General features: G+C 62.1%; 27 protein-coding genes and 1 pseudogene. 9 read left to right on the top strand and 19 right to left on the bottom strand.

Annotation, left to right across the window (positions count from 1 at the left end; translation table 11 throughout):
- The first annotated feature begins 505 nt into the window (after nt 1–505).
- Nucleotides 506–2,040: pseudogene (locus tag EI171_RS16860) on the top strand (FAD-dependent monooxygenase).
- Between the two features lie 145 nt (nt 2,041–2,185).
- On the opposite strand, the gene EI171_RS16855 reads toward EI171_RS16860, so the two are convergent.
- Entirely contained in the window at nt 2,186–2,578 is a 393-nt protein-coding gene (locus EI171_RS16855) for a hypothetical protein (RefSeq protein WP_246740562.1), read from the bottom strand.
- Nucleotides 2,579–2,841: 263 nt separating this feature from the next.
- Complete coding sequence (locus tag EI171_RS16850; protein WP_011087400.1) at nt 2,842–3,264, bottom strand: hypothetical protein; 423 nt, start codon at nt 3,262–3,264, stop codon at nt 2,842–2,844.
- 184 nt (nt 3,265–3,448) lie between these two features.
- Here EI171_RS16850 and EI171_RS16845 point away from each other — a divergent pair, with 184 nt between their 5' ends.
- Together EI171_RS16845 and EI171_RS16840 are read left to right on the top strand one after the other, a co-directional pair.
- The gene (locus EI171_RS16845; protein ID WP_011087399.1) at nt 3,449–3,658 is read left to right on the top strand and encodes a hypothetical protein; all 210 of its coding nucleotides are present in this window, start codon (nt 3,449–3,451) and stop codon (nt 3,656–3,658) included.
- A 115-nt stretch (nt 3,659–3,773) separates the two neighbouring features.
- Complete coding sequence (locus EI171_RS16840; protein ID WP_161534062.1) at nt 3,774–4,151, top strand: hypothetical protein; 378 nt, start codon at nt 3,774–3,776, stop codon at nt 4,149–4,151.
- Nucleotides 4,152–4,328: 177 nt separating this feature from the next.
- Here EI171_RS16840 and EI171_RS16835 read toward each other — a convergent pair whose 3' ends face one another.
- Nucleotides 4,329–4,595 carry a hypothetical protein gene (locus EI171_RS16835; protein ID WP_161534060.1) on the bottom strand — a complete coding sequence of 89 codons (267 nt, stop codon included), beginning with the start codon at nt 4,593–4,595 and terminating at the stop codon, nt 4,329–4,331.
- Nucleotides 4,596–4,896: 301 nt separating this feature from the next.
- Between EI171_RS16835 and EI171_RS16830 the strand changes: the two genes are divergently transcribed.
- Both EI171_RS16830 and EI171_RS16825 read left to right on the top strand, forming a co-directional pair.
- Nucleotides 4,897–5,322 (top strand): hypothetical protein, encoded by a 426-nt coding sequence (locus EI171_RS16830; protein ID WP_202633156.1) that lies wholly within the window; start codon nt 4,897–4,899, stop codon nt 5,320–5,322.
- Between the two features lie 35 nt (nt 5,323–5,357).
- Nucleotides 5,358–6,029 carry an SOS response-associated peptidase gene (locus EI171_RS16825; protein ID WP_161534058.1) on the top strand — a complete coding sequence of 224 codons (672 nt, stop codon included), beginning with the start codon at nt 5,358–5,360 and terminating at the stop codon, nt 6,027–6,029.
- Between the two features lie 20 nt (nt 6,030–6,049).
- On the opposite strand, the gene EI171_RS16820 is transcribed toward EI171_RS16825, so the two are convergent.
- From EI171_RS16820 to EI171_RS16795, 6 genes are all read right to left on the bottom strand, one after another.
- Entirely contained in the window at nt 6,050–7,438 is a 1,389-nt protein-coding gene (locus EI171_RS16820; RefSeq protein ID WP_161534055.1) for a reverse transcriptase domain-containing protein, read from the bottom strand.
- A 455-nt stretch (nt 7,439–7,893) separates the two neighbouring features.
- A complete protein-coding gene (locus tag EI171_RS16815) occupies nt 7,894–8,151 on the bottom strand; it encodes a hypothetical protein (protein WP_161534053.1) in 258 nt (85 codons plus the stop codon).
- Between the two features lie 106 nt (nt 8,152–8,257).
- Nucleotides 8,258–8,506: a hypothetical protein gene (locus tag EI171_RS16810; protein ID WP_027545907.1), complete on the bottom strand. Its 249-nt coding sequence runs from the start codon at nt 8,504–8,506 to the stop codon at nt 8,258–8,260.
- A 408-nt stretch (nt 8,507–8,914) separates the two neighbouring features.
- Nucleotides 8,915–9,481 carry a hypothetical protein gene (locus EI171_RS16805; RefSeq protein WP_161534051.1) on the bottom strand — a complete coding sequence of 189 codons (567 nt, stop codon included), beginning with the start codon at nt 9,479–9,481 and terminating at the stop codon, nt 8,915–8,917.
- Nucleotides 9,482–10,052: 571 nt separating this feature from the next.
- Nucleotides 10,053–10,526: a GNAT family N-acetyltransferase gene (locus tag EI171_RS16800; RefSeq protein WP_161534049.1), complete on the bottom strand. Its 474-nt coding sequence runs from the start codon at nt 10,524–10,526 to the stop codon at nt 10,053–10,055.
- Between the two features lie 309 nt (nt 10,527–10,835).
- Entirely contained in the window at nt 10,836–11,030 is a 195-nt protein-coding gene (locus EI171_RS16795; protein WP_161534046.1) for a hypothetical protein, read from the bottom strand.
- A 331-nt stretch (nt 11,031–11,361) separates the two neighbouring features.
- Here EI171_RS16795 and EI171_RS16790 point away from each other — a divergent pair, with 331 nt between their 5' ends.
- Entirely contained in the window at nt 11,362–11,547 is a 186-nt protein-coding gene (locus tag EI171_RS16790) for a hypothetical protein (RefSeq protein WP_028174439.1), read from the top strand.
- Nucleotides 11,548–11,613: 66 nt separating this feature from the next.
- On the opposite strand, the gene EI171_RS16785 is transcribed toward EI171_RS16790, so the two are convergent.
- From EI171_RS16785 to EI171_RS16775, 3 genes are all read right to left on the bottom strand, one after another.
- Nucleotides 11,614–11,787: a DUF3606 domain-containing protein gene (locus tag EI171_RS16785; RefSeq protein WP_011088855.1), complete on the bottom strand. Its 174-nt coding sequence runs from the start codon at nt 11,785–11,787 to the stop codon at nt 11,614–11,616.
- Between the two features lie 97 nt (nt 11,788–11,884).
- Nucleotides 11,885–12,076 (bottom strand): DUF3606 domain-containing protein, encoded by a 192-nt coding sequence (locus EI171_RS16780; RefSeq protein WP_161534044.1) that lies wholly within the window; start codon nt 12,074–12,076, stop codon nt 11,885–11,887.
- 159 nt (nt 12,077–12,235) lie between these two features.
- Nucleotides 12,236–12,400: a hypothetical protein gene (locus tag EI171_RS16775; RefSeq protein WP_202633155.1), complete on the bottom strand. Its 165-nt coding sequence runs from the start codon at nt 12,398–12,400 to the stop codon at nt 12,236–12,238.
- Nucleotides 12,401–12,420: 20 nt separating this feature from the next.
- On the opposite strand from EI171_RS16775, the gene EI171_RS16770 reads away from it, so the two are divergent.
- Nucleotides 12,421–13,773, top strand: coding sequence for an NRAMP family divalent metal transporter (locus EI171_RS16770; RefSeq protein ID WP_246740561.1), 1,353 nt, complete (start codon nt 12,421–12,423; stop codon nt 13,771–13,773).
- A gap of 153 nt (nt 13,774–13,926) precedes the next feature.
- On the opposite strand, the gene EI171_RS16765 is transcribed toward EI171_RS16770, so the two are convergent.
- Nucleotides 13,927–14,115, bottom strand: a complete 189-nt coding sequence (locus tag EI171_RS16765; RefSeq protein WP_028174437.1) for a hypothetical protein — start codon at nt 14,113–14,115, stop codon at nt 13,927–13,929.
- Between the two features lie 176 nt (nt 14,116–14,291).
- Here EI171_RS16765 and EI171_RS16760 point away from each other — a divergent pair, with 176 nt between their 5' ends.
- The gene (locus EI171_RS16760) at nt 14,292–15,506 is read left to right on the top strand and encodes a mandelate racemase/muconate lactonizing enzyme family protein (protein WP_161534042.1); all 1,215 of its coding nucleotides are present in this window, start codon (nt 14,292–14,294) and stop codon (nt 15,504–15,506) included.
- A gap of 6 nt (nt 15,507–15,512) precedes the next feature.
- Here the strand turns inward: EI171_RS16760 and EI171_RS16755 are convergent, their stop codons facing one another.
- From EI171_RS16755 to rocF, 4 genes are all read right to left on the bottom strand, one after another.
- The gene (locus EI171_RS16755) at nt 15,513–15,797 is read right to left on the bottom strand and encodes a hypothetical protein (protein WP_161534040.1); all 285 of its coding nucleotides are present in this window, start codon (nt 15,795–15,797) and stop codon (nt 15,513–15,515) included.
- Between the two features lie 114 nt (nt 15,798–15,911).
- Entirely contained in the window at nt 15,912–16,454 is a 543-nt protein-coding gene (locus EI171_RS16750) for a c-type cytochrome (protein WP_011088861.1), read from the bottom strand.
- The gene (gene soxC, locus EI171_RS16745) at nt 16,441–17,709 is read right to left on the bottom strand and encodes a sulfite dehydrogenase (RefSeq protein WP_161534038.1); all 1,269 of its coding nucleotides are present in this window, start codon (nt 17,707–17,709) and stop codon (nt 16,441–16,443) included. The genes EI171_RS16750 and soxC overlap by 14 nt, the downstream gene beginning before the upstream one ends.
- 164 nt (nt 17,710–17,873) lie before the next feature.
- Nucleotides 17,874–18,851, bottom strand: a complete 978-nt coding sequence (rocF, locus tag EI171_RS16740) for an arginase (RefSeq protein WP_028174433.1) — start codon at nt 18,849–18,851, stop codon at nt 17,874–17,876.
- Nucleotides 18,852–19,128: 277 nt separating this feature from the next.
- Here rocF and EI171_RS16735 point away from each other — a divergent pair, with 277 nt between their 5' ends.
- The gene (locus EI171_RS16735; RefSeq protein ID WP_060908356.1) at nt 19,129–19,389 is read left to right on the top strand and encodes a hypothetical protein; all 261 of its coding nucleotides are present in this window, start codon (nt 19,129–19,131) and stop codon (nt 19,387–19,389) included.
- A gap of 27 nt (nt 19,390–19,416) precedes the next feature.
- On the opposite strand, the gene EI171_RS16730 is transcribed toward EI171_RS16735, so the two are convergent.
- The gene (locus tag EI171_RS16730) at nt 19,417–22,155 is read right to left on the bottom strand and encodes an EAL domain-containing protein (RefSeq protein WP_161534036.1); all 2,739 of its coding nucleotides are present in this window, start codon (nt 22,153–22,155) and stop codon (nt 19,417–19,419) included.
- A 61-nt stretch (nt 22,156–22,216) separates the two neighbouring features.
- Nucleotides 22,217–23,443 (bottom strand): FecR domain-containing protein, encoded by a 1,227-nt coding sequence (locus EI171_RS16725; protein WP_161534034.1) that lies wholly within the window; start codon nt 23,441–23,443, stop codon nt 22,217–22,219.
- Nucleotides 23,444–23,517: the final 74 nt, after the last annotated feature.

Genomic DNA, 23,517 nt, shown 5'->3' with positions numbered 1-23,517 from the left:
GAGACCGCAGCGGCGCGGGCAACAGGCCCAGCGCCGCGGGCCGGCACGTTCGCGCGTGCACGGCCAGCAATGGTTCGGACGACGGCGCGCCGATCGGCGCTCCAGGTTTGTCGAGTGCGTGGCCGCAATGCGTTGCCGCCGTCCGATTCCGATCGAGAACGAAAAAACCCGCGGCGGATGCTCTCCGCGCGGGTCAATCAAACTCGTCTCGATGATGTCATTCTGCCGGTGTCTTGCCCGACGAGTCAAATCCTGTGTTGAACGAAATTGTCGTCACACCAGGTGGACATGAAAAAGCCCGCCGCGGATTGTCCCGCGCGGGCCGAACCAAACTCGTTTCGATGATGGCATTCTGCCAGTGTCTTGCCCGACGTGTCAAACACCGTGGGCCGCAACAGGAGAATGACCCTCCTCCCACTTAGATATGTGGTGCGCCAGGGGCTTGCTTCAAGTCCCCGACCTTCGCGTACAACCCCGCCCCAGCAACAAGTCGAGGGATCACGACATGCCCGTACTGCTTCCGACATCCCGCTCACGCGGCCGGACCGAGCAAGCCCGCGCCGGCAACCCGGCGCCGACCGATCATGCCGTGGTGATCGCCGGCGGCGGCCCGACCGGCCTGATGCTGGCGGCCGAACTCGCGCTCGCGGAGGTCGACGTCGCCATCGTCGAGAGGCGCGCGATCAGGACCTTGTCGGCACCCGCGCCGGCGGATTGCACGCGCGCAGCATCGAGATCCTCGATCAGCGCGGCGTCGCGGATCGCTTCCTGCGCGAAGGACAAATCACGCAGCTCGCCGGCTTCGCCTGGACCCGGCTCGACATCAGCGACCTCCCCACCCGCCACGCTTACGGACTGGCGCTGCGGCAGGGCCACATCGAGCGCATCCTGGCCGACTGGGTCGAGGAGCTCGCGGTCCCGATCTATCGGAACTTCGAGGTGACGGGCTTCGTTCAGGACGAGACCGGCGTCGACCTCGCGCTATCAGGCGGCGAGACGTTGCGGGCGAACTATCTGGTCGGCTGCGACGGCGGCCGCAGCCTGGTGCGCAAGACCGCCGGCATCGACTTCGCCGGCTTCGAACCGACGCTCAGCAACCTCATGGCCGAGGTCGAGATGGGCGAGGAGCCGGCCTGGGGCCTGCGTCACGACGCGCTCGGCTTTCACGGCCTCAGCAAGACGGAGAGCGGGCGCGTGCTGGTCGTGGTGACGGAAGCAACGCTCGCGCGCAGCGGCGAGCCCGGCTTGCGCGATCTCAGCGAAGCCCTCGTCGCCGTGTACGGCACCGACTTCGGTCTCAAGAATCCCGCCTGGATCTCCCGCTTCACCGATGCGGCGCGGCAGGCGGCCTCCTATCGCAGGGGACGCGTGCTGCTCGCCGGCGATGCCGCGCATATCCATCACTCCGTCGGCGGCCAAGGCCTCAACACCGGCGTGCAGGACGCCGTCAATCTCGGCTGGAAGCTGGCGCAGGTCGTCAAGGGCAGATCGCCCGACAGCCTGCTCGACAGCTACCATGCCGAACGCCATCCCGTCGCCGCGCGCGTGCTGCGCAACACCATGGCGCAGATCGCCCTGCTCCGCCGCGGCGACGACGGCCTCAAGGCCGCGCGCGAGGTGGTGTCCGACCTGCTCGGCATGGACGAGCCGCGCAAGCGCGTCGGCGCGATGATGAGCGGCCTCGACATCCGCTACGATCTCGGCGAAGGCCATCCGCTGCTCGGCCGCCGCATGCCCGACCTCGAGCTCGTCACGCCGGGCGGTTCGCAAAGACTGTTCACCCTGCTGCAGGGCGCGCGTCCCCTGCTGCTCAATTTTGGCAAGCCGGGCTGCATCGACATCGCACCCTGGGCGGATCGCGTCGGCGTCGTCGACACCAGCTACGAGGGCCGCTGGGAGCTTCCAGCGATCGGGCCGGTCGCAGCACCCGAAGCCGTATTGGTGCGACCCGACGGGCACGTGGCGTGGGTGGGCGACGCGCGCCAGCGCGGCCTTGCGGATGCGCTGACGACGTGGTTTGGGCCGGCTGTCGCGAGATAGTAAACCGAACTCATCCGCCCCATCGAAACGAACAAAGCCCGCGGCATCCCCGCGGGCTTGATCCCATTTCGATGATGCTATTCTGCCAGTGTCTTGCCCGACGTGTCAAAGCTGATTCCGCGAGAGCAATCGCCCTGGAATCCGGTCATTGCAACTTCTTCTCCGGAGGCAAGATGTCTTGCGATGCCTCCGGAGCCTGCTCCGCTTCGTCAATCTCGTCGGCGATTGCCGTTGAATGGTCCGGATGCACGATGACGCGTTCGATCCGGTGCAGCAATTCGAGCGGGGCTTTGTCAGTGGCCAAAGGCTGCACCGGCTTACCCCAACCCCGGTCGAGAATGGCATTTGCGGCGGCCACGCGCGCAAACGCGTTTGCCGTCTCCCTCAGCATGATTGCGGCGAGCACGTTGAGGGCGGCTTCCGTCTTGGTTCTTGCCAACGCCTCAATGTCTGCCAGCGTTGGCGCCCCGAAACCCTCGCGGACGACACGCTCTGCGACTGGGAGATACAATTCAGTCCTTCTTTTCAACCTTCCCATTTCAAACCTCATTCTAAAAAAGCAATCGCGTCTCCTGAAACAAAAATCCCGCGACGGATTGCTCCGCGCGGGCTGAACCACCTCTTTCGATGATGCCAGTCTGCCAGTGTTTTGCCCGACGAGTCAAACTTTCGCTACCGGCACCCGCTTCAGGATGTCCGGTTTGCATTCACAAAGCGGACGAAAGGTCAGTTACCCGCTTTGTCCGCCAAGGGCCATGAGCCGACATCGCTCCAATCAAGCGGCGGTACTTGTCAGGCTCCTTAGCGGCCGTAGGGGAAGCAGCGGTTGCGATCGAGTGTGAGACCGAAATGCGCTCCCAGCGCAGCGATGGCCGCTTCCTGCTGAGGATAAGGATCGGCATTGGATGCGGCAACGATGATGATCCGGAACCCGCCGCGATCCTTGCCACCCGGTGGCAGCATCGCTGTAGTCAGTGCATTGCCCTCCCTGTCGCGCAACGTGAGGAAAAGCGGCATCTCTCGCTGTACATGGGCCTCGAGGCCGATGTCGCGCTCGATCGCGTTGGGCCGCTCCGGACGCCAGGACTGGACTGCCTTCTCCCGCTCGCGGCAGAAATATTTCTCGACTGTGTGGCTCATCAGGCGCGACTCATGCGCCGCTTCACCTTCCGTCTCGATACGGAACCAGGTCTTACCCTTCGGCGCGTCGCAAACGTACTGCATTTCGCCCGTCCTGCGATCGCCGCAATTCTAGGGCGGCCGGCCTGCAAAGCCAATATGAGACTAGCTCCCGTGTATAGCGCTGCACGATCAGAGGGGCTAAGAGTTCTTGATTGGACGTTGAAGTTCTAGTGAGCCCAAACCATAGTAGGCCGAACCGGAACAATCCACTTCAAGGAGCGTACCGATGCATGACGTAAGGGAAAAGCAACGCGAAGCCCGCCGGAAGATCATTCGCCAATGGGCGAAGCTTCCGAAGGATAAACGGCAGTCTATGGAGGGGATTTCTGAATTCGCCAGGACCGCCGCTCAGCAGAACGAGAAAGCATTCGTCCGCAGTCGTCGCGATCCGCATGAGAAGATCATGGGATGGCTATTGCCGCGTGCTCACCTCTGAACGACTGAGTCCTCTGCACATCCTTCGAAGGCGACACCGAAATTTCGGCAAAGTCATCGAATGTCCTGCCGTGTCCGAACCCCCGGCAGGGCCGCTACAAAGCGACGAGATAACTGTGAAGCCGAAAGCAACCATCATCGTCGCAGCGCTCCTAGCTGCAACGGCTGCACATGCCGAGACGATCGATCTGAAATGCTGGGCGCGGGGCCTTACGGGTAGCGAGCGCAACTCGGTCTACATAAACGGGGAACAGGTCACCGTTAATCTGGACGAGGGGGCGATGCACTCTCGGACATTCGGAAGCAATTTGGCCGTCCACGTCACGGATACGCACTTGTTCTTTGAGACGGCGCTTACGCTCGGCAACATTTGGCAACATCTGTTCGACCCGACCGCTGTCTGGCAAGGTTTCATCAACCGCGTCGACGGCACGCTTAAGGCGCATAAACGCGACGGTACTGTCATCAGCGGGCACTGCCAGCTGGTCGGCTGAACCTGCCCATGTCGCAGATGGGTCAAAAGCAGCGGTGGACGCCAAGTAAGATCGGCGTCCGGTTTGCCCCCGACATCCGACATGACACGCGCTCAATCGACCTTCGGCTAAGGGCCACAACCAGACCTTGTAGATACCGTTGGTATCCCAAATGATGCGGCAAGCAGTTGGCGAGCGTCAACCAGAAGCGACATCATCATTGGTCGATACTCGTGTCACCTTGTTGCGCATAAATCTTCTTCGTTCATTGTATTCGCCAATGGTTGCATTGAGTGGCAGCCCTGTCCAGCGCAAGAGGCCGACCGAGATAAGTATCGAGACAACGGATGCGAACAGTCCCCAAAGGAGAGTGTCGTTCGCGGATCTCCCTTGCAAAAGCGATAACGTGACGAAGCCAAACTCAGTCACAAAAATAAAGTACAGGATGCACGGCAAGCGATCCATTGAGCGGCCCCTTTTATCGGTTGCGCAGCAAATATGACACAACCTTGAGCCAGGTGTCCAATCCGCAAGCGTGCGACGCTCACCCTCAGTTCGTAGTCAGCTATGGGTCAAAAGCGGCAAGGCTCAAATGGAAACGAAGTTCTGCTTAGTCATCGGAAGCCGACATTCGCGCATTTGTGCGTGCGCTCCTTAGCGCCGGCCGATCTTATCCACACCCACGACGGGCAGTAGCTGCCGACCTTCGTTGCCCCCTAGGAATCGACAATTTGCCAACGCCTCCGCACGTCGGTTTGATGGCGGCATGGGCACCAAATCACGCGAAGTCATCTGGAGCGGCCAGATCATGGGCGCGGAAATTCACGCCAAGCATGTGCGAGAAGAAGCCAAGAAGGCAGTCCGCGAAGCTGATCGTGCCGAAGCCCAGGCCTGGTCCGTCCGGATGGAAGGTTACGGCGGCCCCTCACAACCATCTCCGACAATCGGGCAATGCCTGAACGGCGGCATGGGCTGGCTCGAAGTCGAGTGCAACAGGTGCAAGACGCGCGCGAGCCTGCCGCTCGATGCGATCCGCCGGCCGCGAGATACGCCGATCTGGAAGCTGGAGGCACCCCTCAAGTGCCGATCATGCCGGAAGGGACGTTCCGCGCCACCCGTCCATATGATCAAGCTGACCGAAACGCAGAGCATTACGCCATACAAGTGGGTCCACCCAAACGAAGAGCGCTAGAGCCCACAAGTCTCGGACCTTCCAAGTAGGCAGCTATGTGCAATCTCTATTCGATCACCACCAACCAGGCAGCGATCACCGACCTCTTCCGGGTCGTCCGCCGCTATGAAGGCAACCTGCCGCCGATGCCCGGCGTGTTTCCGGATTACCCTGCGCCAGTCATCCGCGACGTAGGCGATGGCGAACGCGAACTGGTGATGATGCGCTGGGGCATGCCCCCGCCGCCACGCACCGGCGGTCCACCCGTGACCAACATTCGCAACACCTCGTCGCCGCACTGGCGCGCGTGGCTTAAGCCGGAGCACCGCTGCCTCGTGCCGGTCAACAGCTTTGCCGAATACGCTCCGGAGCCCAATCCGGAGACGAAGAAGAAGGATGTTGTATGGTTTGCGCTTGCGGAGTCGCGACCGCTGTTCGCGTTCGCCGGCATATGGACGACATTCAATGGTGATCGCGGGACGAAGTCGAAGCCCGTGCCGGGGCCGCATCAGGTCTATGGATTTCTCACTACCACGCCGAATGCAGTTGTTGAGCCGATCCACCCGAAGGCTATGCCGGTGATCCTAACGACTGCCGAGGAATGGAACGTCTGGCTGAGCGCCCCATGGGATGAGGCAAAGGCGCTACAGCGGCCTTTAACGGATGATAAAATCAGAATTGTCGCGCGTGGCATGGACAAGGAAGATTTAGTATCCGGCGACGGCTGAACCGACTTGCCCACGACGTGCTAAACCTCGAATGGGTCTGACTCTTCAAGAATATCCATTTTGCCGAGGCCTAAGAACTCTCTTCCCTCTGGTGTGACGCGCCTCAGCACATCAAGGCCAAAGACGTCCTCAAAGAGGGCCTCAAGAACCTGACGCGCGATCCGCCTGAGTTCACTTTCAACAAGCGGAAAGTCATATGTACCTCGATAGATGCCCAGGTAAGAGGAAATCGATCGCGATAAGTCCACATTAGCTTGCTGGAAATTCACGCGCTCCTTGCGCAAATTCTCGAAGCTGTACTGCTCCTCCAATCGCCGCTCGATTTTCGCAATTTGTTTTCGGCCGACCCTTTTTTCATAACGGCCTGTTGCTTCATAGTGGACGAGTTCAAGGCCCAAAAAGGTGACAGGCATCCTCGGTGCAACTATTTGCGTTTTTGAAGTTTCGTCCCCCAACTCGGGAATGGTCAAACCCTGTGTAGCCAGTTGCGATTTTACAAAGTCGAAGCCATCTTGCGCATCGCGCTTCGAATGAAAGAACAGCAAGAGATCGTCCGCATATCGGACCATTTCGATCTTTTTTGCTCGGAAGCTTGCGTCAAAATCAGATAAAACGAGATTTGCCAATAAGGGCGAAAGGGGCATGCCTTGTCGAAGGCCGCGCCCTTCCTTGATCCCCTGCTTCGCGAGTTTTGGTTGAGTAAATTTTGTCTGTCTGATTTCGCAGTCGATGAACGAATGGATCAATGGGGTCAAACTACTTTTGCCCAACGCCTTTGCCACGCGCGTTTTCGCGTCTGAACGTGCTATGCGATCGAAGAAGGCTTCAATATCAGTCTTGAGGCACCAGCCGTATTTCCGGCGGAGGTCGAGCGCTCGATCTATGGCATTTGATGTGCCCTTACCGGCAATAAAGCCGAAGGAGAACTCATTTTCTACCGGGAGTTTGTCTGTCGAAACCAAGTAATTGACAATTGCCTTCTGAACGACACGATCGCGGATAACCGGAATGCAAATAAGTCTGTCTTTCTCGGAATTCGGCTTCGGGATGAAAACGGGCTTCAGCCGCGACGGATGGTATTTGCCGGTGCGCAAAGCATCAGCGAGAATCGAAAGTCGCTCATCTAACCGTAACGCGAACTGCTCGGCGGTAATTCCGTCTATTCCGGGACGACCCGGATCGGAAGTCGAATCCCGAGATCCTTTCCAGGCCGCGAAGAGCTTCGCTTTCGACAGAATCTTTGTTGGCTTTGGGAATTGATCCAATCCGGTTCGCACAGGCGTAGGGTCGAGCAAAGGTGCACCTAAGCCTGATAGAACGGGCGCCAACCGATGGTCACAGACCGATCTTCTGGCAGTTGGAGCTTTGCGGCTGGCGCGCAATCGCGCGACACGCTCGGCACCTGACATGCTCCCGTTGAGGTTTCAAGGACAACCTTAACGGCGAGGCTCGCGGCGATCCCAAAAAGGAGAACAAACCGGGAACATCGAGTGTTGGCGCGTCGTCCCCGGCCAGCGGCGGCTCCGTCGTAAAGGTCCTTGGCCTGGCTCAGTCTCTTATGCACCACAGGCATTGGACCCTCCGTTGATTTGCGGCGCCAACCGATGGTCACAGACCGATCTTCTGGCAGTTGGAGCTTTGCGGATGGCGCGCAATCGCGCGACACGCTCGGCTCCTGACAAATCACCGTCTAGGAGGTCGTTTGCGGCAAGAAACGATTACCAACAAACAAGAATTTATTGCAGGTCGAGAGTCGCCGCAACCAAAGGGTGCCGCATTGACCGGGACTTATCCTCTTCTTTTTTGCGATGCGACGATCCCGAAGCGGGCCAAGGCCGCGACGCCGGCCACCGGCAGCCGCGCCCTACGCCGCCCGCGGCAAATCCGGCGCACGCTCGACCCGAGCTTCCAGCATGGCGATCGAGGTTTTCAGATTGTCCCTGCGCGCCCGCAACGTCTGGGCCAGCATGGAATAACTGGGGCTGTCCGGGTCGGCATTCCCGGAACTGCGCTCCTCCTCCGCAATGTCGCTCTCCAGCATCTGAATCCGCCAGTGCAGGTCGGAGATCAGGGCGTGGAGCTTGAGAGACGCGGTTGCTTCGAAGCGGGACGTTGACTGCATGGGATCGCCTCGATCTGGATCAGCCCGCTAGCGCCGGGCCTGGTTGAGACGTGTTCAGCAAGAGCGATGCCAGCAACCGCGCGCTTCGGTCCCGCGAGTCCGCACCTCACTCCTCCGCCAACTTCCGCTCGATATAGGCATCCACCGTTTCGGCGAACGAGCGCTGCACGCCGACCGCGAGGTCGTGCTGGTCGAGCGCATCGCGCTGGAGCACGCGCAGGCCGCGCCCGCGGGCGCTGACCGGAGCCGTGTTGAGATATTGATCGATGGCGCCCTTGGCGATCGGGATGGCCTTCGGATCTCCCCTCGCGATCAGGAGCCGCAAGAGGCTCTGGCATTCGGCCAAGCCGGGCATGGGATCAGCGCCTTCAGCCTTGCCGCGATTTCGGCTTCGGCCGCTTGACCGGCTGGGTGTGGGTGCCGAACAGCGCCAGCAGGAACGCGACTTCTTCCTTCGAACCGATCTGGATCATGATTGTCTCCTTTTCGCTTGGTTGGTCGGTGCCAGCGAAAAAGGAGTTCAGGACAATCGGGTTTCAGGATTGTTTCAGGCGTGTTTCATCGGGGCTGTCACGTTGCAGATGGCCGCCTGGAGACAAAGCGCATACCCGCCCGTCTGCCACCACGTCCGCCAAGGACCACGGGCGGACCATCTGACCTAAATCATGAACAGAAGAAGAGCCCAGCTGTGGTGGGCTAGGCTCTCGTTCAGCGATTGATGGCCGCCTCAACAACCATCTTTACGGCGACATCGGGTTCAGGATCACTTGATTTCCCAGGACGTGTTGTGCGGGATGTCCATCGCAAAATAGTCGCCAGAGCCAGCCAACGCAGGCATGGCTATGCAAGCAAATGGTTCGCTTCCGGTGATGCCCTTATACTTACCGGTGCCGCCGGTGATGATATGCGTTCCACAATCCATCTTCGGCTGGGCCTTGTCGAGGTCTCGCGTATCGAAGGTCGAGAAAATCTTGTCGCCGTCGCTGTCGGCGAGCACGCAAGCTCCGTCAATGTATTTCTTGTCTCCGGACGCGACGTTCAGCGCCACGCAGCGTGCTGACATCTTGTCCAGCATCTTCTCTCCCTTCATGTTTTGAGTGGTCCCGACCGCCTCCAGCGTAGTGGCCTTGCCGAGTTCGGCGGTGTCAATGCTCATCAAGGGTCGAAAAATAAAGTGCGTCACATAAGGAGTAGTCCCCTTCTTTTCAATCGGCTCTCCCGCGACAGCCGCGGGGGCAAAGGACACGAGCGCTGCAGCAAAAGCCGTTGCTTTGGTGAGTCTCATCGCTGCGGTGAATGTGGGGACTCTGCGCACGCTGATGAAGTTCATGAGTGCCTCCTTAGATCAAGCGGCGGTTCAGGTCTCCGCCGTGAACTGCCGCGAGTTGAAATCGACCTGCGTATGCTTTCTCCTGTCGAATCGAGTTGCACGCCGGCGCCGAGCGTCAACGTGATCATGCTTTCATGATGCTTCGCCTTGGACTGACGAAGTATGTGGGGATGGTGACTCCAATCATCGGCTTTGACCTCAATACAAGGCTCGACCGAACGACCTGGAATATTGACATAATAGCATGGAACGCGGCGGACGTCAGCGTCATGCCCGGAAAACGCAGCGCGCACCGTCAGCTATCCTGACCGAATGCGCTATGCAAAATGCAATTCTCCTGCTGTTCGGACGAAGCACGGTGCACATGGGTTCAGCGACTCTGTGCCGCTCTTCATGCTTTGCGTCGTTACGCTCGCAACTCAGGAGGTGAGCATTGAGTGACGTCGATTTCCGCAGCCACCAATATCCGTAATAGCTGTGGGTCAAAAGCCGGCGTCGCAGTCGCAGCGGCTAAGTCCGCAAGTGTGAGAAGCGGCCACGCGGGCTCTCGAGAGTGGTCGATGGACATGTGCTAGATGGTGAGAACCTTGGTCATGCACCAGAACGGAACATCGGTTTGCCCGTGCTCACCGGCAACCTGCTCCATGATTTCCGCTTTGTGATGCCAGCCCATGCGCTCGTAGAAGCGGCGCGCACGTTCATTGCCAACGACACAGTGCAGTTCTGCCTCGGCAATACCTCCCTTGGCCATCTCAATTTCAGCGGCTGTCGGCAGACTTGACGCGACGCGCGTCCCTCGATGCGGCATCGCCACAAAAAGTTGGCCCAGAAGCCGGCCTCTCCACGCCGAAAACGCCACGACCTCTTCGTTCAACTCCGTTACCAAAGTCGAAGGCAAAAGTGCCGTCATCCTTTCCAGGAAAAATTCCATGGACCGACGGATAATTTCTGCGTGGGGCATGAAGGGAGCCTGGGTCTCGTGCCAAACCGCGTGATAGAGAGCGGCCACCCGAGAGATATCTGACGCGTGGGCACGACGGATCATCGCGCTTTCTCCGGTAAGCCGAAGGACGGGTAGAGCGCAGCGAAACCCATCATCCGCTGCATGTGACCGAGCACGCCGCTATCGTCTTCATCGGGTGGGACCGAGCGATGGGTTTCGCAAGTGCTCTACCCATCCTACGCGCTGTGGCAATCCTGACATCATGCCAGTGTTTTGCCCGACGGAGCAAACTCTATTTAAATGCAGCAAATCGGATTTGGCGGAGTGACAAAGCGAAACATCCGCCCGTCGGCCACCATGTGCGCGAAGGGCCCCAAGAGGCGAGATCCGAAACCGTCAACGATCGCGCTCTCACTGCCTCTGGATGATGTTGGCCGAGCTGGTTGGCTGCGGTGGCGACGCTTCCTGGACCTGCGCAAGGTAGGCCTTGTCGTAATACTCCAGGGCGAGGATATGCATGGCCCTCGCTTTTTCCGGGTCGGATTCTGCCAGAGCCATCCGGGACGCGATTTCGGCTTGCTTCAAATAGTACTCGGCGGTCGGCACGATGGTTTCCCCCAACGACGCCACCTAACGCACAGAATTGCAACTTGTTCCCGGGATGGATTCAAATTTCAGAGGCGGGCTTACCTATTCTGCTCGGGGTCAAACGCTGGTGTCGCAGTCGCAACGGCTGAAGTCCGCAAGGGCGAGAAGCGGCCATGCGGGGCTCGCTGGGAAATGCCCGATGCTGCCATCATGCCAGTGATTTGCCCGACGGAGCAAACTTTATTCAAATGCAGCAAATCGGATTTGGCGGAATGAAATCTGTTCGCGTCAGGCTGGGACATGCCCTCCCAGGAGGGCGCAACCGGAAAGGTTTTCGGAGAGATCGCCGATGTACTACGTCGCCGCCGCATTGCTGGGGTTGTCGGGACTGTTCTACTCCGCGAGCCATCACGAGCTCGGCCAGTTCGGCGCGGACGTGTGCCGCTACGGCGGCACGTTCTGCGACAATCCGGTGGTCGTCTTCACCGGCGCGGCGCTGGCCGCGGTCTGGGGCATGTTCGTCAGCGTCAAGTAGCCGGACGCGAAGTTCACGTCTCGTTGTTCTCATGGCGCTCGCGCACGATGCTGTCGGCGACATGCCCTACCCTGCGAGCTCCTTGCGGACGGCCGCGGCCGAATTGCCGACCTTGTCGACGGCCTTTTGCAGCTCCTCCTTCGACACGCCGAGCGCATGGGTCCAGTATTTGACCTCGAAGGCCTCGTCCATGTTGATCTTGCTGCGGTCCGGCTGCTCGCGCTTCGTCAGATTGTCCATCGGCCAATTCCTCGCTTCCTGAAAACGGGAAACGTCGTCGTCGGCGCGCTGTTCCTAATCCGGCTGCCGGCTTCGCCAGCGCGGTCAGGCCGGCGCCTTACGCCTCCGGCTTGCCGGGCCTCGCAGCGGCCGCTTCCTTGACGAGGGCCGAGATCGAATTGCCCGATTTGCGAAGGGCGTCGGCGAATTGATCGGGCGACAGCTTGAGGCGCTTGCGCAGGGTCTTGACCTGCACCTTGTCGCTCAAGTCGAGCGCATTGCGAAAATTGGCCGGCTTGAGCCTGTTCATGACTGTCTCTGCTGGTGAGGGGTGAGGCCGAACCGCGACAAGGCGGGCTTGACGCCGCCGTCGTCGCGATGGTGACTGTCCCGCTCCTCGCGAAGATTCCGTCGCCACGAGGTCAACATGCGCGATGAAGCGACGTTCCTCCGCATCCGGAATTATCGTTCAGGAGGAGATAAACACCTCGCTGCGCACGTTGCGGACGGCGCGACAGGCCTCAATGCTCGCCCGATCGCCCACCGGCATGAAGCTCAGCAACAGCGAGCGCCGCCGCGCGCCGGAGCGCGCAAGGGCTGGCAGCATCGGCTTCAGCAGACGCACGACGCTCATTGTGCAGGAACTTTGCGGCCATGAACGCGCTTAAGATCAGGATTCGCAATTCCGGAAGGTCCGCCCTGAAACACCGCCCCGCCAAGCACGACCGCACCGACGCACCGACGAAGTCCGGGCCGACGCTGCTGCAACGACTGGGTCCCGGCCTCGTCACCGGGGCGGCGGACGACGATCCATCCGGCATCGCCACCTATTCGCAGGCCGGCGCGCAATTCGGCTACGGGCTGCTCTGGACGGTGTTTCTGACCACGCCGTTCATGATCGCCATTCAACTCGTCAGCGCGCAGATCGGCCGGGTCACCGGAAAAGGGCTTGCCGCCAACGTGATGCGGATCGCGCCGCGCTGGGCGGTGCTGGCGCTCGTCGCCATGCTCGTCGCCGCCAACACGTTCAACATCGCCGCCGACATCGCCGCGATGGCCGAGGCGCTCTCGCTCGTCATCGGCGGTCTCAACCACGAGCACGCGCTGATCTTCGCGGCGGGCTCGACCCTGCTCCAGGTGTTCCTGCCCTATCGCCGCTATTCGCCGGTGCTGAAATTCCTCACCCTGGCGCTGTTCGCCTATGTCGCGACCGCCTTCACCGTGGAGATCCCGTGGAGCACCGCGCTGCTCGCCGCGGTGTGGCCGAAGGCGAATGTCAGCGCCGATTATTTCATGATGGTGGTCGCCGTGCTCGGCACCACCATCAGCCCCTATCTGTTCTTCTGGCAGGCCTCGCAGGAGGTCGAGGAGATGAACCAGGGCAAGCGCGACCAGCCGCTGCGCGAGGAGACGCGGCGCGGCGGCGCCCCTGAAATCGCGCGCATCAAGGCCGACACCACGTTCGGCATGCTGCTGTCGAACGGCATCGCCTTCTTCATCATCCTGACCACGGCCGCCGTGCTGAACGCCAACGGCGTCACCCACATCAATTCGGCGACGGAAGCGGCCGAAGCGCTGCGGCCGCTCGCCGGCGACTTCACCTTCGCTTTGTTCGCGCTCGGCATCATCGGCACGGGCCTGCTCGCGATCCCGGTGCTGGCGGGTTCGGCGGCCTACGGTGTCGCGGAAATCTTCGGCTGGCGTGCCACGCTCGAGGCAAAGCCCGACGAGGCCGCCGGCTTCTACACCATCATCGCGGCCGCGACCGCGATCGGCTTCGGCCTCGGCTTCACCGGGATCGACTCGATCCACATGCTGGTCTGGAGTGCCGTGCTCAACGGAATCGTCGCCGTTCCGATCATGGCGATGATGATGCTGATCGTCTCGAGCCGCGCGATCATGGGCCGTTTCAGGGCCCGGTCGTGGCTGGTCGCGCTGGGCTGGCTCGGCACCGCGCTGATGGCGCTGGCCGTCCTCGCCCTGCTCGGCTCGTCGGTGGTCGGCTGACTAACCTTGCGACAGTGCCGCCGAAACCTGCGATGCGATGATGAAGGCCGCAAACACGGCCGGCGCGCTGATGAGCCGCAAGAACTGGTCTATCGAAAGCATCGCTGTCCCCCCAAGACAACTGCAAAGACAAAAGCGCCTTCGCTCGCCGCGCTATTTCACCCCTTGCGCAACGTGCTGATCGGCCGTCAGAAACTGATCGGAAATAGCGGCCCCGCTGATTGTGAGCAGCGCCAGAAGCGAGATCATGCCCAGAAATTTCATGGGTGGAGGGTCGGTCCCGATTGTGGCCAAAAACGTCAGCGCCCGGCGCATTTTCGCGACGATCCCCGGAAAGATCATGGCCGTCCCGCCGGATCCCACGGCATTTCCCCGCCAAAGAGGGGCGAGAGGCAGCCTCGGCCGCAGCGCTGCGGGCTTCACGCCGGTCCATGGTTGGCCTAACAGTTGCCGTCAGGACCGGGCCTTGCGACCTGGCCACAAGAAAAACAAAGTCCCGCTGGGCGACAGGGAGCGACATGACCAAATCGTCAAAAGCAACAAGCCTTGAAATCCTTGCCTGCGATGCCGGCTGGAGAAACTACCACTTCGTCAAGCTGACGACCGACGACGGCATCGTCGGCTGGAGCGAGTTCGATGAAGGCTTTGGCTCACCGGGCGTCGGCGCGGCGATCCAGCGCCTATCCACCCGCATCATCGGGCAGAATATCTTCCAGCATGAGCGCATCTACGCCGAGCTGTTCGCCGCCACGCGCCCCGCCGCTGGCGGCGTGGTGGCGCAAGCGCTCGGGGCGATCGAGAACGCCCTGCTCGATGCCAAGGCGAAGTGCCTCGGTGTACCCTGCTACGAGCTGCTCGGCGGCAAGATCCGCGACTGTGTCCGGGTCTACTGGTCGCATTGCGCGACGTGGCGGATCAATCATCCGTCCTGGTACAAGCCGCCGATCGAAAGCCTCGACGGCGTCAAGGCGATGGGCCGCGAGGTGCGCGAGAAGAAGTTCACTGCGCTCAAGACCAACATCTTCTCCTACGACGACGGCAAGCCGACCGGCTGGCGGCCCGGCTTCGGCTCACCTTTCACACCCGAGATCAACGTCGACCGCAAGATCCTGCGCGACCTGCGCATGCATCTGGAAGCGATCCGCGACGGCGCGGGCCCCGACGTCGACATCCTGCTCGATTGCAATTTCAACGCCAAGACCGAGGGTTACCTGAAGATCCTGCGCACCATCGCGGACCTCGACATGTTCTGGATCGAGATCGACAGTTTCAATCCGGAAGCGCTCGGCTACATCCGCAGGCAGAGCCCGCATCCGATCTCGTCCTGCGAGACGCTGCTGGGCCTGCGCGAATTCCTGCCCTATTTCCATGAGCAAGCGATGGACGTCGCGATCATCGACACGCCCTGGAACGGCGTCTGGCAATCGATGAAGATCGCATCAGCCGCGGAAGCGTTCGAGGTCAACGTCGCGCCGCATAATTTCTATGGCCATCTCTGCTCGATGATGAACGCGCATTTCTGCGCGGCCGTTCCGAACCTGCGGATCATGGAGATCGACATCGATCGCCTGTCCTGGGACCGCGAGCTGTTCACGCATGAGCCGGAAATCCAGAACGGCCATCTGATCATTCCGGACCGGCCCGGCTGGGGCACCGAGCCGAACGAAGAAGCGCTGCGCGCGCATCCGCCGAAGACGAACGGCGGTCTTCTCAACTATGGTCGCAAGAGCTAACGGGGACTACGGCGTCACGGGATTGACGGTCGGGGACGTCTTCGGCCCCGGCCGCTCCGGCTCGACCGGCGATTTCGGTTCGGTGGGAAGCACCTTGGCGCCAGCGGCGTGTGCAGCCTCGCCCGTGGTTGCATACATCGCGACATGGGCCGGCTGCGTCTTGGCCCGGCTCCACGGCCCATGATCCACGATCAGCATCGCAGCAATCGTCAAGGCGGCCACGATCAACGCGATCACGCCGGGATGGCGAACCGCCTTGGACATGGAGTGAGCGAAGCGATCAGCTGCCATCGAAGGATCCGTGCTTTTTTCCTCTCGCAGGTTAATTCAATGACGTCCCGCGAGTTCCGCCTTCGCCGAAGCAAGTTCCAAGCCAACGCAGGGAACCTCGTCCCCCGCGCGCGTTCACTTTTTGACGTCGGGCCGCGCATCGCCGACAAACCTGTCGCGGTTCGGCATCTTCACGGCCGCAAGCAATTTCGCGTCGAGCGTCGCGTCCGCTCCCACTAGCCCGTTCAGGTTCAGGACATAGGCCGATACCGCATAGACATCCTCATCGCTTAGCGATTGCGGCGCGTTCTGCGGCATGGCGCGACGGATATAATCAAACAGCGTCGGCGCATAAGGCCAATAGCTGCCGACGGTGCGAATGGGCCTGGCCGTTCCGATCGTACCTTGCCCGCCGGCGAGCCGATCACCCAAGCCGCCCTCGCCTTTTTCGCCGTGACACGAGGCGCATTGTTGAGCGAACACTTCACGGCCACGGCTGACTGAACCACTCCCGTTCGGCAGATTGCTGCCGTCGCGCCCGATATCGATATTCCAACCCGCGATCTCGGCGGACGTCGCCGGCCGACCGATGCCATAAGGGCTTTGCGCCTGCGCAACGCTCCCAAAGGTGCACAGCATGATTGCTAATGCGATGCCGCAAATCTCACGCCAGCGCATTGGTCACCTCGCCGTCCGCCGCGATGAGCCAGGGCCAGATCGCATTGTTGTGGTAGAAATAATTCTCGCCGCGCACTGCGAGCAGTTCGGCCAGCGTCGGCTGCACATAGCCGGTCTCGTCAATGGCGCGGCTCTGGATCACCGCGGGCTTGCCGTCCCATTGCCACGGCAAACGGAAGCGTGTCAGCGCACGCGTCAGCACCGGCTCTTGCAATCGCGCGTTCTGCCAGCTCCTCCCGTCGTCGACGGACACCTCGACGCGGGCGATCTTGCCGTGCCCGCTCCAGGCGATGCCGGTGACCTCGTGGAAGCCGGGCGCGCTCAGACGCTGACCGCCGGAGGGACGGGTGATGATCGACTTCGCTTCCATGTAGAAGGAGAACTCCCGCGCCGTGCCGTCGGGCAGGAGATCGGTGTATTTCGAAGTCTCCTCACGCGAATACACGGGCTCGGCAGTCACATGCAGGCGGCGCAGCCATTTCACGCTCATGTTGCCTTCGAAGCCCGGCAGGAACAATCGCAGCGGATACCCTTGCTGCGGTCGCAGCCGCTCGCCGTTCTGGCTGTAGACCAGCATGGCGTCCTCGAGGCATTTCTCGATCGGAATGCTGCGCGTCAGCGCGGCCGCGTCGGCCCCCTCGGCAACCACCCATTTGGCCTCCGGCTTCAGCCCCGCCTCCTGAAGCACCAGCTTAAGGCTGACGCCGGTCCATTCCGCGCAGCTCACCAGGCCGACGAGATCCGATGCCGTCTTGCCATACGGCTTGGTGTAACCGGGATTGCCGGAGCATTCGAGAAAGTGGATGCGCGACTCTGACGGGAAGCGCCGCAGATCGTCGATGGTGAAGATCAGGGGCCGTTCGACAAGGCCGTGGAGCATCAACCGGTGCTGCGCCGGATCGATGGTCGGGACGCCGCCATGATGCCGCTCATAGAACAGCCCGTTCGGCGTAATGATGCCGTCGAGCTCCTGCAAGGGCGTCCGGCTGGACGCCGAGATGTATTGCTTGAGAGCCTTCGAGATGTTCTTGACGACGCCCTTCTCGAAGGGCGATGGCGCACCATAGAGCTGACCTCCCGTCGGCTCGCCCGGTGCCTTCATCCATTCGGGAACATTGGGCGGAAGATTGTCGGTCTCCGCAGCAGCAGTGCTTGTGCCGAGAACGGCGCCGCCGACCGCGGCCGAGCCGGCAGTCAGGAAGCGACGACGAGTGGTCGTCACGGGATCATCGTCGGCATGTGTCGTGCTGCTCATTGCGGGCCCCCGGCTGGCGCTGAGACCGCATCAAACATTCTGACGACGGCATTTGCAATTCGCAGCTATTTCAAAAGCAGGCGATTTCGATCAGCGTTGATCTAAATCGCCCGGCAACAACAGCAGTTCCTTTCCTTGCAGCGCACAATCGCCGTCCGTCCGATTCACTCGCCCGGCGCGATCGCATTGCTTGGCGTCGGCCGGTCGGTGATCTGCTGCCCGAACAGGCTGCCGATCAGCTCGACCGCGGTCCGCGCGGTTCGACCACGTTCGTCCAGGAATGGATTGAGCTCAACGATGTCGACCGACCCCACCACGCCGGAATCGTGCAGCAGCTCCATGATCAGATGTGCCTCGCGATAGGTCGCTCCGCCCGGCACCGTGGTTCCGACCCCGGGCGCCACGCATGGATCGAGGAAATCGACATCGAAGCTGACATGCAGCACGCCATTGCTCGCCTTAACCCGCTCGATCACACGGCGGATCAGCACGGCGACGCCGAACTCGTCGATCTGGCGCATGTCGACAACCCTGATCCGGCGTGCGCGCATCAACTCCTTTTCGAGCTTGTCGATTGACCGCGCGCCGAACAGATCGAGCCTGTCAGGATCGATCGACGCACGCGGGTCATCGCCGAGCAGGCCATCGAGGCCCGGCTCGCCACACAGAAACGCGGCCGACATGCCATGCATGTTCGCCGTGATCGTCGTCTCCGGCGTATTGTAGTCGGCATGCGCATCGAGCCAGAGCACGAACAGCTCGCGTCCGCGCTCCTGCCAATGGCGCGCCATGGCATTGACCGAGCCCATCGACAGCGTGTGATCGCCGCCAAGGAAGATCGGGAGCGCACCGGTTTTCGCGATCTCGTAGCCTCTGCGGCTCAGCACGCGTGTCCAGCGCTGGATTTCGCGGTAATGATTGGCTTTCTCGGGCGGCCTGTCTGCGAGGTCCCTGACCTCGGCCGCCGTGAGATCGCCGTAGTCGACGACCTCGAAGTCCAGGCTCTCGAGCAGCGTCGCAAGGCCGGCGGTGCGCAGCGCCGCCGGGCCCATCAGGGTGCCGCGCTGCGAGGCCCCCATGTCGATGGGCGCGCCGAGCAAGGCGATGCGCCGGGCTCGATCCGGCATGGTCCGATCGGTCACGGCAGTCTCCTGACATCCACAAGATCGTGCCAGCCTAACAGAGATTCGTACCCGTCGTTTCACGGGTATTTCCCGGTGAAAAGACGCCGAGCGAGAAGCCGTCCCGGAACAAAATCCCGCGCACCGCATTTCCCCTGCAAGGCCGGCACCCGCCGTACATTACGGCGCCTGTCGCGGATAGCCAAAGGTCTTCGGACCCGCTGTTCAAAACGAGCGCTCGCGCGGATAGCCAAAGGTGCCGGCCTCATTCCCTTCGTCAGGAGCGGAGTTTACGAATTTGAGCACCGAAATTCCGCAGCCCCCGTCCCAACCCGGCATGGCCGAGCGCGCCATCGACGCCGCGGCTGACGTCTCCCAAACGCTCGGCGAGGTCGCCGGAGGCTTGCGCGCCGCTGTCGACCGCTTGGCGCATGTCATCGACGAAGCTCGAAAGCCGGGTAAACCGCTCGCAACGGTCGCCGCGATCACACGTGAAGCGCCGCTCGCGAGCCTGTTCGTCGCCTTCCTGTTCGGCGTTGCCATCGCCCGCCGGCGTTAGCAATGAAGCTCGCGTGACGAGGGTCAGCTAGGCCGCGGTGACGGATCGGGGCTGCGTCAGGAACTGCCGTTCGAAGGCATCCGCGGGCATCGGACGGCCGAAGAAATAGCCCTGCCCTTCCTCGCATCCCATGCTGATCAGGAAGTCGGCCGTGGCACGGTTCTCGATGCCCTCGGCCACGACGGTGAGCCCGAGCTGCTTGCTGAGGCCGATGGTCGAACCGACGATCGCGGCATCGTCGGAATCGGCGAGCAGATCCAGCACAAACGACCGGTCGATCTTGAGGCCGTCGAGCGGAAATTTCTTAAGATAACTGAGGCTCGCGTAGCCGGTGCCGAAATCGTCGAACAGGACGCGGACGCCGAGCTCCTGGATCCGCTTGAACATGTCGAGCACGCGGCCCTCGTCATGGAGCAGGATATCTTCGGTGACTTCGAGCTCGAGCAGCGCCGGCGTCAGCCCTGTCGCGTCGAGCAAGGCCGCAGCCGCATCCGCGAGATCGCCGGAGTGCAGCTGCGACGGCGAGAGGTTGATCGCGACGCGCACGCTGTTGCCGGACAATTCCCACGCACGCGCCTGCCGGCAGGCCGTCTCCATCACCCAGTTCGCGATCCGCTCGGACAGCGCTGAGGTATTGACCACCGGCATGAACTCCCCGGGGGAGACGTAGCCGCGCACGGGATGCCGCCAACGGATGAGCGCTTCAGCCCCGACCAGGCCGCCGTCGACCAGGCGAACCTGCGGCTGGTAGAACAGTTCGAATTCGCCGCGGTCCGCGGCAAGCGCCAGTTCGCTCTCAAGCGTCAGACGGTTCTGCAATTCCTGCCTGATCGCACTCTCGAAGATCACGTGGCTGCCGCGTCGCGTCGCCTTGGCGCGGCTCAGCGCGAGATGGCCGTTGCTCAGGAGGTCGTCCGCGTTGTGTCCACCGTCGGGATAGACGGCAACGCCGATGCTGATCCGGACTCGGTGCTGCCGTGTGCCCGTTACAAGCGGCGCTTCGAACGCGCGCGCGATCCGCTCGGCGAACGCCACAATCGGCTCGCCAGCCTCCGCACAATCAAGTGCGATGGCGAATTCGTCGCCGCTGAGCCGGGCGACCGCCGCCTTACCAGCGATTTCGGTCCGGAGCCGCTCGGCGACGGCCTGCAGCACGAGGTCGCCGGCCGAATGTCCAAGCATGTTGTTGATCTGCTGGAAGCCGTCGAGACCCAGCACGAGCAGTGCGACGTCGGAAGACCGCCGCTCCGCCGCGGCGATCAGACCGGTAAGGCCGGCATGCAGCATGTTCCGGTTGGCAAGACCCGTCAGCACGTCGTGTTCGGCGAGATATCTGACGCGTTCGACCTCGCGCTTGCGGACCGAGATGTCGCGCAGGATCGCTCCATACTGGAAACCGTCCGTTCCCTGCCAGCCCGAGAAGCTCGCTTCGACGGGGAAGGTTTCACCGTTCTTGCGCCGGCCCTCGAACTCGACGACGACCGCCCCGCCGGGCACGAGGAGCGCCTGGCGTGCGGCATCGCGCATGGACGGCCTTGCGTCGCCGTCCGTCGGCACGGCGCACAGCGTGTCGAACGGGCGGCCGATGATCTCGGCCGGCATGTAGCCGAAGATCACGCTCGCGCCGGGATTCCAGACCGTGATCCGGTGATCCTCGTCGGTGCAGACGAGACCGTCGCCGAGCGACATGGCGATGCGATGAAAGCGGCTCTCGGCGATGCGTCCCAGGAGACCGCGGAAATCGATCTCGTCCAGCGCGATCGCCGTCAGATAAGCGATGATCGCGATGTGGAATAGCGATGTGTCGACGACGAAGGGCCATCTTGCCTGCAGGAGGGCCGCGGTCAGCTCGACCGCCGCTCCGGCCGCGATGAGGACCGCAACGCGATATCCCGATGCGAAGCGGCGCCACGAATACATCATGAGCAGGCAGATCACACCCAGGCCGAGGATCATGCCGGCATCGGACGTCCAGCGCAGCATCCGGTGCTGGAGGATCGATTCCGCCGCCAGCGCCTGGAGGACGGGCCCCGAGACGATGCCGCCATTCGGAACGCTGAACCGGTCGCCCAGCTCGAGCGCGGTCGCACCGACGATGATCTTCTTGTCTCTGAGCTTGTCGAGTGTCGCGGTATCGCCATGCAGCACGTCGACAAAGGAGACACGCGGAATGGAGGCCGCCCGAATACTGAAGTCGATCAGGAAGGAGGATCGCCGATTGGCGTCCTGCCCAGCCAGCACGATGGCCATCGACGGCATAAAGGCGTCGCCGAGCCTCTCGCCGACCGGATAACGGCGAACGAGCCCATCGGATTCGACCGCGACATTGACGACGGCCGGCCACGACTGGTTGCTGAACGGCTTCAGGGGGCGATTGACGTGAGCTGGGTCACCATTCGGCGCCGGCTGCTTGAAGGACGGCAGGATCGTCGAGCCGCCGACCTCCCGAAGCGCCTTGACGAACGCCTCGTCGGAGGCCGGCTCCGAGGGCGTGCTGAAATCGACATCGAAAGCCACCTCCTGCGCGCCGGCGCTTTCGAGTTTGTGCAACAGCTCTGCGTGGAGCCGGCGCGGCCAGGGCCACACCCCGATCTGGTCGATCGAGGGCGCGTCGATGGACACCACGACGACATTGCCGCTTGCGGCACGCGATTGCCAGGCAAACCGCAGATCGGTGAGCGCATTGCGCAGCGCGCCATGCCATCCCGTGGACAGCACGACCGCCAGCGCGATCACGACAAGAATATGCGGCCGATGGCGTTTCACTTTGTTCCCCTGCACCGGCGGTACCTGCCGCCAGGCGCTCCCCTATGCCGACGACACGGTCCTAGTGATGGCCCCTGCCCCAATACCAACCGTAGTGGTGGCCATGACTGCCGTCACCGTTGTTGCCGCTATTCCCGTTCCCGCTGTTCCCGTTGCCGCTGTTCCCGTTGCCGTTGTTGCCATTATTGCCGGTGCCACCGCTTCCATTGCTGGTCGCGCCAGTCCCGTTGCTTCCGCTCCCAGAGCTTCCTCCGGACACATCGCCGGTCGACCCGGCAGTGGTCGCAACGGTCGTCGTCGCACTTGACGACGAAGATGTGGCACTGGCAGCAGATACACTGCTGCTGACGGTGACCGCCGTTACGGTGGAGCTGTTGGCGGCTGTGGTCGTGGTGCTCGCCTTCGTGTCGCTCCAGACCGTCTCGGTACCGGTGTTGGCGTTGCGCACGTGCCCCGGCGCAATTGCGCCGTGGGCGAGCCCATGCGTGACCTTGTGAACGTTCAGCTTGACCTCGCCGAGCGAGCTGGAGATGCGCACGACGCCGCCTTTGGGCGCCTGACCGCCAGCCGCCTTGGTCCCCTTGTCGATCGGACCCAGCGCATGGATCGCATGGCCGCTCGCCGCGTTGCGCGGCGCCGACAATCCCGATTTCGGCACAGGAATTCGCTCGATCGTCGAGGCGCGCGGCTTGCCATGTTCGATCGGATTGAACGTCCCCGCGCCGCTCAGGCTGAGGCCGGGCTTGCCATGCTCAAAGGCCGTGGCCGCTTGTCCGGGCATGACCTGAGCGATCTGTCCCGTCTTGAAGTCTGAGACTTCGACCTGGCCGCGGAGCACGCCGACCCTGGTGCTGCCCGCATTCACGGTGACGCTGAACTGCGTTCCCTTGACCACGGCGGCGAGGTAGGGCGTCTCGACCTCGAAATGCTTGACGTTACGCTTCTCCACCTCGAGCAGGATCGAACCTGACTGCTGGATGATCGTGCTCGAGAGACCTTCCTTCTTCTCGGCCGGCAAGCCGACCACCGAGTTGGGAGATATCAGTATCGTTTCCTCGCCGCGGACAAGCAGCACGCGTCCGGTACGTCCGGTGCGAACGGTATCGCCGGGCTTGAGCGCCTCCTGCTGATTCAACGACACCTGCTGAGCGCCGCTGGTGGCGACCCAGACCTCGCCGGCGGCTTTGCTGACCGACCAGACGCCATCCTCCGCCGCGAGTGCACCGGAAGCCATTCCCAGGATCAGCGCCGCCGCGAGGGCGCACCGCATTCCAATTCTGCCGAGCATCACAATCCTCAGTCCGCGTTACAGCCAGACCGGACGCGTACCCGAAATCATTCAAGAGAGAATTAGCCGGAACC

Origin of the sequence: Bradyrhizobium sp. LCT2 (assembly GCF_009931255.1) — a bacterium.
GTDB lineage: Bacteria > Pseudomonadota > Alphaproteobacteria > Rhizobiales > Xanthobacteraceae > Bradyrhizobium > Bradyrhizobium diazoefficiens.
Note: the sequence above shows the minus strand (reverse complement) of the source record. Positions and strands in the feature narration are given on the sequence as shown.

Bases quoted from the DNA above. Each gene is read 5' to 3' on its own strand.
- EI171_RS16855 (WP_246740562.1), bottom strand. From the start codon at position 2,578: ATGGGAAGGTTGAAAAGAAGGACTGAATTGTATCTCCCAGTCGCAGAG.
- EI171_RS16850 (WP_011087400.1), bottom strand. From the start codon at position 3,264: ATGCAGTACGTTTGCGACGCGCCGAAGGGTAAGACCTGGTTCCGTATC.
- EI171_RS16845 (WP_011087399.1), top strand. From the start codon at position 3,449: ATGCATGACGTAAGGGAAAAGCAACGCGAAGCCCGCCGGAAGATCATT.
- EI171_RS16835 (WP_161534060.1), bottom strand. From the start codon at position 4,595: ATGGATCGCTTGCCGTGCATCCTGTACTTTATTTTTGTGACTGAGTTT.
- EI171_RS16830 (WP_202633156.1), top strand. From the start codon at position 4,897: ATGGGCACCAAATCACGCGAAGTCATCTGGAGCGGCCAGATCATGGGC.
- EI171_RS16825 (WP_161534058.1), top strand. From the start codon at position 5,358: ATGTGCAATCTCTATTCGATCACCACCAACCAGGCAGCGATCACCGAC.
- EI171_RS16820 (WP_161534055.1), bottom strand. From the start codon at position 7,438: ATGTCAGGTGCCGAGCGTGTCGCGCGATTGCGCGCCAGCCGCAAAGCT.
- EI171_RS16815 (WP_161534053.1), bottom strand. From the start codon at position 8,151: ATGCAGTCAACGTCCCGCTTCGAAGCAACCGCGTCTCTCAAGCTCCAC.
- EI171_RS16810 (WP_027545907.1), bottom strand. From the start codon at position 8,506: ATGCCCGGCTTGGCCGAATGCCAGAGCCTCTTGCGGCTCCTGATCGCG.
- EI171_RS16805 (WP_161534051.1), bottom strand. From the start codon at position 9,481: ATGAACTTCATCAGCGTGCGCAGAGTCCCCACATTCACCGCAGCGATG.
- EI171_RS16800 (WP_161534049.1), bottom strand. From the start codon at position 10,526: ATGATCCGTCGTGCCCACGCGTCAGATATCTCTCGGGTGGCCGCTCTC.
- EI171_RS16790 (WP_028174439.1), top strand. From the start codon at position 11,362: ATGTACTACGTCGCCGCCGCATTGCTGGGGTTGTCGGGACTGTTCTAC.
- EI171_RS16785 (WP_011088855.1), bottom strand. From the start codon at position 11,787: ATGGACAATCTGACGAAGCGCGAGCAGCCGGACCGCAGCAAGATCAAC.
- EI171_RS16780 (WP_161534044.1), bottom strand. From the start codon at position 12,076: ATGAACAGGCTCAAGCCGGCCAATTTTCGCAATGCGCTCGACTTGAGC.
- EI171_RS16775 (WP_202633155.1), bottom strand. From the start codon at position 12,400: ATGAGCGTCGTGCGTCTGCTGAAGCCGATGCTGCCAGCCCTTGCGCGC.
- EI171_RS16770 (WP_246740561.1), top strand. From the start codon at position 12,421: ATGAACGCGCTTAAGATCAGGATTCGCAATTCCGGAAGGTCCGCCCTG.
- EI171_RS16765 (WP_028174437.1), bottom strand. From the start codon at position 14,115: ATGATCTTTCCGGGGATCGTCGCGAAAATGCGCCGGGCGCTGACGTTT.
- EI171_RS16760 (WP_161534042.1), top strand. From the start codon at position 14,292: ATGACCAAATCGTCAAAAGCAACAAGCCTTGAAATCCTTGCCTGCGAT.
- EI171_RS16755 (WP_161534040.1), bottom strand. From the start codon at position 15,797: ATGGCAGCTGATCGCTTCGCTCACTCCATGTCCAAGGCGGTTCGCCAT.
- EI171_RS16750 (WP_011088861.1), bottom strand. From the start codon at position 16,454: ATGCGCTGGCGTGAGATTTGCGGCATCGCATTAGCAATCATGCTGTGC.
- soxC (WP_161534038.1), bottom strand. From the start codon at position 17,709: ATGAGCAGCACGACACATGCCGACGATGATCCCGTGACGACCACTCGT.
- EI171_RS16725 (WP_161534034.1), bottom strand. From the start codon at position 23,443: ATGCTCGGCAGAATTGGAATGCGGTGCGCCCTCGCGGCGGCGCTGATC.